This is a genomic window from Allobosea sp. 01N443, from assembly GCF_056399325.1.
The window spans coordinates 1-11,722 of record NZ_JBFTRC010000249.1 but is presented as its reverse complement, the minus strand read 5'-3'; the positions used below and the strand labels follow the sequence as shown (position 1 = coordinate 11,722).

Genomic DNA, 11,722 nt, shown 5'->3' with positions numbered 1-11,722 from the left:
GTCCACAGGAAGGCGCAGCCTTTCGGGGCCATCAGCCATTTGTGGCAATTGCCGACATACCAGTCGGCATCGAGGCCCTGGAGATCGAGCGCGATCTGGCCGGGCGCATGGGCTCCATCGACAAGCACCGGTACGCCCGCCGCGTGACAGGCCGCAATCAGCTCCGCCATCGGCAGCAGGAGCGCGCTGGACGAGGTGATATGGTCGAGCACCGCGATGCGGGTGCGTGGCGTGATGGCGGCCGCGACAGCCTCTACGATCTGCGCGGCGCAAGGCTGCGGAAACGCAATCGGCGCTTCCACGATGCGGGCTCCGCTGCGCTCGGCGAGGTAGGCGACCGTGTTGCGAACCGCGCCATAGGCGTGGCTCAGGATCAGGATCTCGTCACCCGGCGCGAAATCCAGCGAGCGCAGGACGGCGTTGCAGCCGCTCGTGGCGTTGTCGACGAAGACGAGGTCCTCGCCCTTCGCACCGAGGAAATCCGCCAGCGCGCCCGCGGCCTGCCGCAGGGCCAGAGGCAGGACCGAGCGCATGAAGAGCGAAGGCTGGCTCTCCATCTCCCGGCGCCACGCGTCCTGGGCGGCGAGAACGGTTTTGGGCGTGGCGCCATAGGCACCGTGATTGACCGTCAGCTTGCTCCAGTCGAGCAACCATTCCCCGCGGATCGAGGATCCGAGCTGGACAGGCTTGGGCGGGACGGAGGTGGCGGTCGCTTTCATCGCTTGCTCACCGCTTCAGGCCGGAGGCCGCAATACCCTCGATGATATGGCGCTGGAACATCAGGAAGGCTGCGAAGACCGGGACGAGGCTGAGCACCGACATGGCGAAGAGCGGCCCCCAGGACGAGCGGCTCGTCGCATCGACGAAGCCGCGCAGCGCCAGCGGCACCGTGTAATTGGCGACATCGGTGAGATAGAGCAGCGGACCGAAGAAATCGTCCCAGGTCCAGATGAAGGAGAAGATCGCGGCCGCCGCCAGGACCGGCTTCGACAAGGGCAGCATGATGCTCCAGTAGATCCGCCAGGGTCCGCAGCCGTCGATGACGGCCGCCTCGTCGAGTTCCCTTGGGATGCCGCGGAAGAACTGCACCATCAGGAAGATGAAGAAGGCGTCGACCGCCATGAATTTCGGCACGACCAGCGGCCAGAACGTGTTCAGCCAGCCAAGCTTCTGGAACAGGACATATTGCGGGATCAGGGTGACGTGATAGGGCAGCATCAGCGTGCCCAGCATCGCCGCGAACCAGAATTTCCGCAGCGGAAACTCAAGCCGCGCGAAGGCGAAAGCGGCGAGCGAACAGGCCGCCAGGTTGCCGATGACGGCCAGCCCCGAGACGATCAGCGAATTCAGGAAGAACCGGCCGAAATTGATGCCGAGACCGTACCAACCCTCGACATAGCTCGCCAGGGTGACCGCCTTCGGCCAGAGCGAGAGATCGCTGAAGATCTCGTCTTCCGGCTTGAAGGAACTGCTCAACATCCAGAGCAAGGGATAGAGCATCGCCAGCGAGGCAAGCGCGAGCGCGATATGCTTGGGGAGCGCCCGCCACGACCGGTCGATCGCCTCCGGCGCGAGGCGGCCGTCAGCGCTGTTCGTCTTCATAATAGACCCAGAAGCGTTGCGAGAAGAAGGTGAGCGCCGTGAAGGCGGCGATCGTCAGCAACAGGACCCAGGCCAGGGCCGAGGCATAGCCCATGCGGAAATAGGCAAAACCCTGCTGATAGAGATAGAGGGTGTAGAACAGCGTCGAGTCGACCGGGCCGCCGGTGCCGCCGCTGATGATGAAGGCCGGCGTGAACGCCTTGAACGCCTCGATCGTCTGCAGGACCAAGTTGAAGAAGATCACGGGGGCGAGCAGCGGCAAGGTGATGCGGGTGAGCTGCTGACGCCGCGTCGCGCCATCGATGCTGGCTGCCTCGTAGAGATCACGCGGAATCTGGCGCAAGCCGGCGAGGAAGATGATCATCGGCGAGCCGAACTGCCAGACGCTGAGGAGGACCAGCGTGTAGAGCGAGGTTGCCGGATTCGAGATCCAGCTCGGTCCGTTGATGCCGAAGGCGAACCAGAGGAATTCGTTGACGAGGCCCTCATAGCCGAAGACCTGCTTCCACAGGATCGCGACCGCGACGCTGCCCCCGAGCAGGGACGGCAGGTAGAAGATCGCGCGATAGATGCTGAGGCCCCTGATGCCACGATCGAGGACCATCGCGACGGCCAGCGCGAAGGCGAGCTTCAGCGGCACCGAGAGCACGACATAGGTCAATGTCACGCTGACCGACGCCCAGAATTTCGGGTCGGACGAGAACATCCGCTGATAATTCGCCGCTCCAACCCATTGCGGCGCGCGCAGCAGGTCGAAGTCGGTGAAGGACAGATAGAGCGAGACGAGCGTCGGGCCGAGCGTGAACAGCACGAAGCCCGCGAGCCACGGCGCGAGGAAGAGATAGCCGGGCAAGGCATTCCTGACGCCGTCCCAGCGACGCCGGGCGACAGGGCCCGGCGTTGAGGCGGCGAGACTGGCACTGTGAGCCATGGGTGATCAGGCTTTCGAGAGAATGCGCTCGGCCTCGGAGACGAGCTGCTCGGCCGCCTGTTGCGGCGTGAGCTGCTTGAACCCGACCTTCTCGGCCGCCTGGCGGATCAGGGCGGTGACTTCGGCCGCGCCCTTCGGCGGCGCCGGCGGGAGCGGCGCCGGTCCGCGCTTGCTCAGCTGCGAGAGATGCTCGACCTGCATCTGCCCGCCCTCGTCGAGTTCCGGCGCCAGCAGGGCGCGGATCTTCTCCGAGGGCGAGACGCCGCGCTCGACGCCGAGCAGCTTGGCGCCTTCGGGCTTCAGCACCATGAAGTCGATCAGGGCTGCTGCGGTCTTGGGATCGGCGGCCGTCGCCGAGACGCAGAGCATCATCGAGGGCTTGAGATACTCGCCCGGCTTCTCGCCCTTGGGATGGAAGGCCATCCCGACCTTGCTCTTGCTGACGGCCTGGTAGCCGACGATCTGGTTGCTGTTGGTGAAGGTGATCGCGGCGCGGCCCGTCGTCAGCAGGTCGCTGTCGATGGTGATCTTGTCGGTCGCTGCGAGATCGGCGGGAACGATGGCGCCCCTGCCCCGCATCTCGGCACAGAGCGCCAGCCAGGACTCGGCATCGTCGCGGGTGAAGCCAAGACGACCGTCCTTGTCATAGAGCGTGCGGCCGCGCGTCAGCACCCAGTATTCGAGCTCGGGCTCCATCACGCTGGGATCGGCCGAACCGAAATAGCCGCGCCGGTTCGCCTTCTTGGTGATGTTCTCGCCGAGCGTCGCGAATTCGGCCCAGCTCATCTCCGGGTTTGGCGCGGCAAGGCCGAGCTTCTCCAGCATCGTCTTGTCATAGAGCAGGACGTCGCTGTTCATGCCCATGGGGATGCCATAGAGCTTGCCGTCGATCTTGCCGGCCTCGAGCACCGAGGGGACATAGTCGCTGGGGTCGATGACCGAAGGGACGAGATCGTCGAGCGCCCGCAGCGCGCCGCGACGCGCATATTCAGGCAGGTAGCGGTAGTCCATCTGAATGATGTCGGGCGCATTGCCGCCGGCGACCTGGGTTGCCAGCTTGGTCCAATAGGCATCCCAACCCACGGTCTCAGGGGCAATCTCGAGCCCGGAACGCCCGAGCTTGAAGGCATCGATCGCGGCCTGCGTCCGGCGCGCCCGGTCGGTTCCGCCCCACCAGGCGATACGCAGGCGGCCCGGCTCCGCGGCAGCGGCCGGCGAGGACAGCGCGCCTGCGCCAGTCAGCTTCAGAATGGCCGGCGACGCGATCAGCGCCCCGAAACGCAACACATCACGCCGTGATGCCTTCATGCCCATTTCGCTCTCCCTTGCTACCCTGCTTCGGMCCTTGATTCTCGTTCGTCCACGAGAGGGCCGCACAGTTGTTGTCGCGATTTGTTGCACGGTTCCAGCATCGGTGCAACGATGCACCAACACCAAAAAGGGGAGAAACCAAGGGGTGGCGACCATTCTCGATGTGGCGCGGATAGCCGGCGTCTCGGCTTCAAGTGTCTCGAATTTCCTGAACGATCGCCATGCGAAGATGACCCCCGCCACGCTTGAGCGCATCCGCAGCGCCGTCGCGGAACTCGGATACAAGCCGAGTTCGGCCGCGCGTCAGCTGAAGACCGGGCACTCGGCCGTGATCGGGCTTCTGGTGCCCTCGGTCGCAAACCCGTTCTTCGGCGAAATCGCCACCGCCATCCAGCATGCCGCCCAGGCGCGGGGGCATCAGGTGATCCTTTGCAACACGTACCGGGACCCGCACCGGGAGACCGAGTTTGCCGAGGAACTGGCGGCTTTCGGCGTTCGCGGCATCATCACCGGTTCGTCCCTGCTGAACCCCCGGCATCTCTCCGGCCTTGCCGCCAAGGGGCTCGCCATCGTCGCTTTCGAGGGCAATGCCGCCTTGTCGGCAGCTCAGGGCATTACCGTCGTGTCGACGGACAACGCGCTGGCCACGACGCTCGCGGTGGATCATCTGGTTGGCCTCGGACATCGGCATATCGCCTATGTCACGGGACCGCTTCAAACGGCGGCGCGCGCGGCGCGTCTGAACGGCTTCAGGACGGCAGCGCAGAGACATGGCCTGGACGGGTCTGTCCATGAGATTTCGCTGCCGCCGAACGAGTATGGCGACGACATGATCGCGGAACTCGGGATCGATGCCGGACTCGCCATCGCAAGACTGCAGCAGCGCCCGACCGGCGTGATCGCGATGAACGACCTGCTGGCGATCGGCCTCGCGGCGGGCTTGCGCGAACAGGGCCTGGTGATTCCCGACGACATCTCGCTGGTCGGCATCGACGACCTGTTCCTGGCCCGGCTGATGAACCCGCCGATGACCAGCGTCAGGCAGCCACTCTCGGCAATGGCGCATGCGGCGATCGACTGCCTCCTCGATGCGATGGGACAAGCGCAGCCCGTCCAAAGCCGGATCTTCCCGCCGGAGCTGATCGTCAGGCAGTCGACCGCGCCAGCCATGCCGCGCAAGCCGAACGGACGCGGCTAGCCCGGGGAGCGCAGATCGAGCGCGAGGCGGCTTGTTCCCGGGCGCCGGCCCCACCATCGGATCCAGCGCGGGCATCCTGTGCGACCGTCGCGATGGAGCCCTTCGGGCTTCGCCCGCCTGCCCTGGAGCGCCGGACGATCAATTGGACGCATATCCGGCGGGGCTGAAGAGGTTTCGGCATTCTGCAGGGGTGACGAGTTCGCAGATGTCGCCGACGGCAAGGAAGAGGATTTTCAGMTTTTCGTGGCGCTACGCGACGGGGATCAGTTCGAAGGTCGCATCCGCGATGGCGTCCACTATGCCGACACGGCCGACATGATGCGGCGCCTGACGAAGGAGGAGCTGCTGCCCCTTGACGCCGTTCAATGTGAATTGCTTACTTTTGCTTCCCGTGACTGCTGGCGCACTTTTAGTGCTCAGCCAACCAGACGCCGCGCCAATCTGCAATAGCGTCAACTGCAGCGAATTTTGCCTCCGCAAAAGGAGCCTGACATGCATTTCCACCTTGCGCTTTCCGTCGCAGTTTTGGCTGTCTTCGCATTGCCGACGCAAGCCAGGGAGAGCGGCGATAGCGCTCGCGAGGCGTGTCGCGAGGAAGCCCGCAAGGCTACCAAGCCAGGACACACGTCTCGGCTCGATCGGGAGCAATTGAAGGAAATGCGCCGCGAATACGCCCGCGATTGCCGCCGGAGATCAAAGGCGATTTGATTACTGGCCACGGCAGGGACGATCGCGCTGAACACCATCACGGGCAAAGCCAACCCTTAGCGGTACTCCCGAATGATCTCGATCTTGCCGACGATGGCGTCGTTGAAGGCGTTCATGTCCGCTGCCGGGATCCACTATTCGAGATGCGCGCGTCCACCAGCGTCCTGCACCCGATACTGGTCGAGCTAGCGCCTCGCGCCCTGGACGACGCTGGCGAACAGGACGCCGATGCAGCCGAAGAGCAGCAACAAGCCGACCGTGATGGAGGCGCCCTGCTGGTAGCGGACAAGCAGCCCGCACGCCCCGACCRCGGCCAGGATGGCCAGCGCCAGCTTCTCGTCATCGACGAACAGGGCGACGAGTTCGCGAAATATCAGACGCAGCAGGTTCATCGGGTCATCTCCTGGGGTTCGATTTTCTGGGGCTCGATTGTCCGGGGACGACGGGCGACCGGGACCAGGCTGAGCCCGACCGCCAGGAACACGGCGGCAAGAGCCGGGATCGCCAGATCATGCCCGGGCCAGGCGACGCCGAGCCCCTCCCCGGTCCAGTAGACGCCGAAGGCCGACAGCATCACGCCGACGCCGAATTTGAGGGTGTTCTCGGGCACGCGCGACAGCGGCTTGTGAACGGCGAAACCGATGATCAGGACAAGGAGGCAGGCCGCGACCGCCCCCAGCGCCGCCGGCCAGAGCAGCCCGCGCCCGGCGCCGACGGCGATGACGATGAACACGACCTCGACGCCCTCCAGCACCACCGCCTTGAAGGCGGCGAGACCCGCGATCCAGTTGCGCTGCGTCGCGTCCCGGCGCGCTGCCTCGGTCAGGCTCGCCGTCTCCCTGGCGAAGGCGAGCTCCTCGTCATGCAAGGCGATGATGCCCGCGGCCCGAAGGATCGCCTTGCGCAGCCAGCGCAGGCCGAAGAGCAGCAACAGCACGCCGATGACGAGTTGAAGCCCCTGGAGCGGGATGCGGTCGATCACGGGCCCGAGCRCCAGGACGAGAAGGCCGAGAACCCCGAGCCCTGCCACTGTCCCCGTCAGGGCCGGTCGCCAGCCCTGCACCGTTGCGACCGCAAGCACGATGGTGGTTCGATGTCTGCATTGGAATGGTTGCTGCTGACCTACAAGGTCCCCGCCGAGCCGGCGCGGAAGCGGGTCTCGATCTGGCGCAAGCTCAAGGGGATGGGCGCGGTCTATCTGCAGGGCGGCGTCTGCGTGCTGCCCAAGACCGATGACCATCTGCGGCGCCTAAAGATGCTGGAGAACGAGATCGCCGAGGCCGAGGGCGAAGCGCTGCTGCTGGCGACGGTCGGCCTCGACCAGAAGCAGCAGGACAAGATCATCGCCCGGTTCAATGCCGACCGCGACGACGAGTACAAGGAGTTCATCGAGAAGTGCATCGCCTTCGAGGAGGAGATTGCAGAAGAGACCCGCGTCAAGCACTTCACCTTCGCGGAGCTCGAGGAGAACGAGCAGGAACTGACCAAGTTCAAGACCTGGATCGCCAAGATCCAGAAGCTCGATTTCTACAAGGCCGATCGCGCCGAAGAGGCGGCAGGCCGCCTGATCAAGTCGGAAGCTATTCTCGACGCTTACGCGCATAATGTCTTTTCGGCGCAGGAGGAGAACATGTCTCCCGAGGCGTCGAAGGAGCAGAGCAATTCCAGCAAAACTGCGTAGCGGTCCGGCGTACGAAATCACGTGAAGACAAGGCGATAAGGCATTGCAGGGGATTCCATTTTCACCAACTCTCTAGCGGAGAAGCATCATGACGGCCGCCCCGCGCCATGCCGGCCCGATCCCAGCTTCAGACTGCCTCTGGAGCGGATGGTATGCGTGGCGGCCCGTCTTCCCGAGCGACGACACCGGGCCGTTCTGGCTGGAGACGCTCTGGCATCGGCGCCACCCCGTTACCGGACGCCATGAATATCGAACATTCCGCTCCGAGGCCGAAAAGCTGCGTGAGATGAGCGAGCGGCTGTTCTAAAGCATCGGCCCGAAAAGTGGATTGCGGTTTTCGGGGCAAAGCCTATGCAAACACAAAGGCTTAGATCATCGAACCGGATACGATATCCGGTCCGATGATCTGGTGGATGGTGTCCGCGGCTCGCGGCCGTTCCAGGAGCGTCGGCCCGGCCCCCGGCAGCCTATGGCGGACCCGCACGGGACAGACCAGACGCTCCCGACCACGTTCGAGCTGGATGGAAAGCCAGGCCCTGTCCTGTTACGGCATGGCTAATCTGCAGGAGCGATCCGATCCTGCCGTCGGACGCAGGCAGACAGCATGGTGGTTTCGGAGTTTCATCGCATGGCGGCGCTCGACAACGCCGCGCTGTGCACCGCCATGTGGCGCGCGCACGGCCTTGGCGTGGAGCGTGTCGACGGTTGCGCCGCGTGCTCGGGAACGCCGCCGCGCTTCTACCCCCATCTCGTCACGGTCGACCCAAAAATCGATCCTCAGGTTCAGCTGCACGCCATCGCAAAACGGACAGCGCGGGCGTCTGAGGCCTTCTTCGTCAAGGACAGTTACCGGGCGCTCGCGCTGGACGGTCTCGGCTTCGAGCCGCTGTTCGATGCTCGCTGGATTCATCGGCCCGCCGGCCTGGCCGCGGGACGAACGCGGCTCAGCTGGCGCCCGATCATGGTCGCCGAGGAGTTGGGCGCATGGGAGGCGGCCTGGAGTGGACGTGCAGGCGAGCCGCCGCTTTTCCTGCCGGCATTCCTGACGTCGCCCGGGATCAGGATGCTGGCCGGGCGGGCGGATGGCGCGATCGTGGCCGGGTGCATCGTCACGGAGACGGGCGCCGTGGCCGGTCTCAGCAACGTCTTCGGCGACACCTCGGAGGTGATCAGCGCCACGACAATGACGGTCCCCGGTCGCGACCTCGTGGGCTACGAGAGCGGCGACGCACTGGCAGCCGCACTGGAGGCCGGGTTCCGGACGGTGGGCGACCTCGCGATCTGGAAACGTCCATAGGGCTTAAAGCTTCGGCCCGAAAAGTGGATTGCGGTTTTCGGGGCAAAGCCGACGCAAACACAAAGGGTTAGATCATGGGAGCGGATATGATTTCCGGTCCGATGATCCAAGGGGGCGATCCTTGCCCTCGCGCACCGGTATCTGCGGACACTTGTCTGATCCGCAGGACCGTGGCGGCGAAACGTGACGACGGCAAGGTCGTGTCTGGCCGTCTTTAGCTTCCCGTTCAGAACACCGTGACGTCACGGGTGAAGACCTCGGCAGGGTTCCGACTTTGCCTTGACGGCCGATCGTCCAATACAGTCCCGCACGCCCCACGAGAGTAAGGTCAGCATGAAAGTCAGACCGGCCACATCCGCTGATGCGCAAGGTATGAGCAGCGCCCTGGACGAGATCTTCACTGCGGGCCTGCGCAAGAGCGCTGGTGATCCCCAATGGGTCCTGGCTCACTATATCGAGCAGGAGCAGCGCATCGAATGCTCGGTTGCGGAGGGCGAACTGGGGCGGATTCTCGGGTTCCAGTCTCTGCGCCATACCTCGGCCGACAATCCCTACGGGGTAGCCGAAGGCTGGGGGATCATCGGAACCCATGTCAGCCCCCACGCCGCTCGCCAAGGCGTCGGCTCGGCGCTGTTTCAAGCCACAGTGCAAGCCGCCAGAGCCTTTGGCCTGCAGAATATCGATGCGACCATCGGCGAGGGCAACGCGATGGGCCTGGCCTATTACGAGGCGATGGGCTTTCGGACCTACCGCACGCAAGAGGGTGTCATCTGCAAGGTCTATCGGCTCGATCCCTAGCGCACCCCCCCGCAATCAGACCGGGCGCCAGGCCGAACCGCCCCGACATCGACGAGGGCCGGCTCGCCCCGAGTTCCGACTTCGACGTGAAACGGCTAAGGAGGCCCCTGAGATCAGCAAATCCAGGGAATGCAGGGATGACAGAGCCCGCCACGATCCTCTTGAGCCAGGTCAATGGCCACGGCGCCTCCACGAGCGGGCAGACCAGCTGCCTCGATCTGACGGACAGCAATGGACGCCGCTTCATCCTTCACATTCCGCGGCTGCTCGAGGGTGATTTCCTGTCGCGGTTCGAAGCGGCAGCCATGCACGCCGCCGAGATGCGCGGCTCCCCGTCGAATGCCGACGTCGTCAACGCCGTGCTCRCCGAACAGACCAGTTTCGTGATGGCCGATGATGGAACCTTGATCCTGAGGACGAAAACCCGCTCCGGCGTCGATATCGATATCAACTTCGACKAGACCACCGTGCGCGGGCTTCGCGCCTTGCTGGACAAGCGGCCATCGCCTCACTGAGAGGGCTGGGGAAACGCCTCGCAGCGGGTTGAAAACAGGCGCTCCCCGATAAAATCGACGAAGACCCGGACCTTCGGCGAGAGGTTGCGGTTGGAGGGCCAGATCAGGCTGAAATGGCCGGGAGCATCGATCCGGTCATCGAGCAGGGTGAGCAGCTCGCCCTTCCCGAGCGGATCGCGCACCAGGAAATCCGGCATGCAGCCGATACCGAGACCGGCGACCGTGGCGCCGCGCAGCGCCTCCATATTGTTGCAGGTCAGGACCGTGCGCGTGCGCAGTTCCGCCTCGCCGGCCACGAGCGTCAGCGGCCAGGCCTGGATCTTGCCGCTGTTGGGATAGCGGAAGCGGATGCCGAGATGCCCGTCGAGGTCGCGCGGGCATTCCGGCTTGCCGTGGCGTTCCAGATAGGACGGTGCGGCGCAGAGCAGCATCTGGAATGGGCGCAGGGTCCGCGCCATCAGGCGCGAATCCGGGAGTTCGCCGCTGCGGATCGCGACATCGACGCCCTCGTCGATCAGATCGACGAGGCGGTCGTTGAAATCGAGATCGACCTCGATCTCGGGATAGCGCGCCATGAACTCCGGCAGGACCGGCAATAGCAGGTGGTAGCTGACGATCGGCGTGCTGACGCGCAGGCGCCCGCGCGGCACGTCCATCGTGCGGGCGAGCATGGCGCGGGCATCGTCGAGATCGTCGAGGATGCGCCGGCAGCGCTCGTGGAAGGCCCGCCCCTCCTCGGTCAGCCGCAGGCTGCGGGTGGAGCGCTGGAACAGCCGGATGCCGAGCTGCTGTTCGAGCCTGGTCACGGCCTTGCCGACCGCCGACGCAGACAGTCCGAGCACGCGCCCGGCCATGACGAAGCTGCCGAGATCGGCGGTCCGGACAAAGGCCATCAGGCCGCTCAGCGAATCCATTCCTGGCTCTCCCGAGACACGAGCATTCGAGCGTTTAATTCCGCCAAGATCGGAATGTGCGGCGCCTTGGCAGGTATTCCATCGAGATTATCCTGTTTCTCGGGAAAGGCGAGCTTTCCCGGGAAAGGCGAGCCCCGGCTGGGTCGCAGCTCCGCCGCCATCGAACAGGGCATTCAATCCATGACGCAAACCACCACGCGGCCGCGCACGGCCGAGCAGGCGCTCGTGCTCCTCTCCGTCTGCCTCGCCGCGGCCGCGATGCCGCTGACCTTTACCGGGCCGGCCGTGGCGCTTCCTGCCATCGGCAAGGCTTTGGGCGGCAGCCCGATCGCGCTCAACTGGGTCACCAACGCCTTTATGCTGACCTTCGGATCGAGCCTGATGGCAGCGGGCGGACTGGCCGATGCCTATGGCCGCAAGCGCGTCTTCCTCATCGGCGTCGGCGCGTTCGCGGTGCTCTCCATGGCGCTGGCCGTTGCACCCGATATCCTGTGGTTCGATCTGGGCCGCGCGGCCCAGGGCGTCGCGGCGGCAGCCGCCTTTTCCGGCGKCATGGCGGCGCTCGCACAGGAATTCGATGGCGCGTCGCGCATCCGCGCCTTCAGCATCGTCGGCACGAGCTTCGGCGTCGGCCTTGCCTTCGGGCCGATCGCTTCGGGCCTGATGATCGACGCTTTCGGCTGGCGCAGCATTTTTGGGCTCGTGATCGTACTGGCGGTGCTCGCTTTGGCGCTGGGCGCGCGCGTCCTGCAGGAATCGCGCGATCC

15 protein-coding genes are annotated in these 11,722 nt (G+C 65.0%); 7 read left to right on the top strand and 8 right to left on the bottom strand.

Annotation, left to right across the window (positions count from 1 at the left end; translation table 11 throughout):
- The 4 genes from AC1DRP_RS33400 to AC1DRP_RS33385 all read right to left on the bottom strand — a co-directional run.
- Window positions 1-719: aminotransferase class V-fold PLP-dependent enzyme (locus tag AC1DRP_RS33400; RefSeq protein WP_476770768.1), on the bottom strand; the 719-nt coding region annotated here is incomplete at its 3' end.
- 7 nt (window positions 720-726) lie between these two features.
- Window positions 727-1,500, bottom strand: a complete 774-nt coding sequence (locus AC1DRP_RS33395) for a carbohydrate ABC transporter permease (protein ID WP_441493415.1) — start codon at window positions 1,498-1,500, stop codon at window positions 727-729.
- An 82-nt stretch (window positions 1,501-1,582) separates the two neighbouring features.
- Window positions 1,583-2,533 (bottom strand): carbohydrate ABC transporter permease, encoded by a 951-nt coding sequence (locus AC1DRP_RS33390; protein ID WP_476770767.1) that lies wholly within the window; start codon window positions 2,531-2,533, stop codon window positions 1,583-1,585.
- Window positions 2,534-2,539: 6 nt separating this feature from the next.
- Window positions 2,540-3,841, bottom strand: a complete 1,302-nt coding sequence (locus AC1DRP_RS33385) for an extracellular solute-binding protein (RefSeq protein WP_162768114.1) — start codon at window positions 3,839-3,841, stop codon at window positions 2,540-2,542.
- Window positions 3,842-3,989: 148 nt separating this feature from the next.
- Between AC1DRP_RS33385 and AC1DRP_RS33380 the strand changes: the two genes are divergently transcribed.
- Window positions 3,990-5,042 carry a LacI family DNA-binding transcriptional regulator gene (locus tag AC1DRP_RS33380; protein WP_476770766.1) on the top strand — a complete coding sequence of 351 codons (1,053 nt, stop codon included), beginning with the start codon at window positions 3,990-3,992 and terminating at the stop codon, window positions 5,040-5,042.
- Between the two features lie 249 nt (window positions 5,043-5,291).
- Here the strand turns inward: AC1DRP_RS33380 and AC1DRP_RS33375 are convergent, their stop codons facing one another.
- The 3 genes from AC1DRP_RS33375 to AC1DRP_RS33365 all read right to left on the bottom strand — a co-directional run bounded on the left by AC1DRP_RS33375 (window position 5,292) and on the right by AC1DRP_RS33365 (window position 6,834).
- Window positions 5,292-5,546: a hypothetical protein gene (locus tag AC1DRP_RS33375; protein ID WP_476770765.1), complete on the bottom strand. Its 255-nt coding sequence runs from the start codon at window positions 5,544-5,546 to the stop codon at window positions 5,292-5,294.
- 389 nt (window positions 5,547-5,935) lie between these two features.
- A complete protein-coding gene (locus AC1DRP_RS33370) occupies window positions 5,936-6,142 on the bottom strand; it encodes a hypothetical protein (protein ID WP_476770764.1) in 207 nt (68 codons plus the stop codon).
- On the bottom strand, window positions 6,139-6,834 hold the full coding sequence (locus AC1DRP_RS33365) for a COG4280 domain-containing protein (RefSeq protein WP_476770769.1): 696 nt from the start codon (window positions 6,832-6,834) through the stop codon (window positions 6,139-6,141). The genes AC1DRP_RS33370 and AC1DRP_RS33365 overlap by 4 nt, the downstream gene beginning before the upstream one ends.
- Before the next feature lie 9 nt (window positions 6,835-6,843).
- Here AC1DRP_RS33365 and AC1DRP_RS33360 point away from each other — a divergent pair, with 9 nt between their 5' ends.
- The 5 genes from AC1DRP_RS33360 to AC1DRP_RS33340 all read left to right on the top strand — a co-directional run bounded on the left by AC1DRP_RS33360 (window position 6,844) and on the right by AC1DRP_RS33340 (window position 10,041).
- The gene (locus AC1DRP_RS33360; protein WP_441493397.1) at window positions 6,844-7,431 is read left to right on the top strand and encodes a Chromate resistance protein ChrB; all 588 of its coding nucleotides are present in this window, start codon (window positions 6,844-6,846) and stop codon (window positions 7,429-7,431) included.
- An 88-nt stretch (window positions 7,432-7,519) separates the two neighbouring features.
- The gene (locus AC1DRP_RS33355) at window positions 7,520-7,738 is read left to right on the top strand and encodes a hypothetical protein (protein ID WP_441493396.1); all 219 of its coding nucleotides are present in this window, start codon (window positions 7,520-7,522) and stop codon (window positions 7,736-7,738) included.
- 321 nt (window positions 7,739-8,059) lie between these two features.
- Window positions 8,060-8,728: a hypothetical protein gene (locus AC1DRP_RS33350; protein WP_476770763.1), complete on the top strand. Its 669-nt coding sequence runs from the start codon at window positions 8,060-8,062 to the stop codon at window positions 8,726-8,728.
- A gap of 372 nt (window positions 8,729-9,100) precedes the next feature.
- Window positions 9,101-9,526 (top strand): N-acetyltransferase family protein, encoded by a 426-nt coding sequence (locus AC1DRP_RS33345; protein ID WP_476770762.1) that lies wholly within the window; start codon window positions 9,101-9,103, stop codon window positions 9,524-9,526.
- A gap of 137 nt (window positions 9,527-9,663) precedes the next feature.
- On the top strand, window positions 9,664-10,041 hold the full coding sequence (locus AC1DRP_RS33340; protein WP_476770761.1) for a hypothetical protein: 378 nt from the start codon (window positions 9,664-9,666) through the stop codon (window positions 10,039-10,041).
- On the opposite strand, the gene AC1DRP_RS33335 is transcribed toward AC1DRP_RS33340, so the two are convergent.
- Window positions 10,035-10,955 (bottom strand): LysR family transcriptional regulator, encoded by a 921-nt coding sequence (locus AC1DRP_RS33335; RefSeq protein WP_476770760.1) that lies wholly within the window; start codon window positions 10,953-10,955, stop codon window positions 10,035-10,037. The genes AC1DRP_RS33340 and AC1DRP_RS33335 overlap by 7 nt on opposite strands.
- 180 nt (window positions 10,956-11,135) lie before the next feature.
- Between AC1DRP_RS33335 and AC1DRP_RS33330 the strand changes: the two genes are divergently transcribed.
- On the top strand, window positions 11,136-11,722 hold a 587-nt coding region (locus AC1DRP_RS33330), incomplete at its 3' end, for an MFS transporter (RefSeq protein ID WP_476770759.1).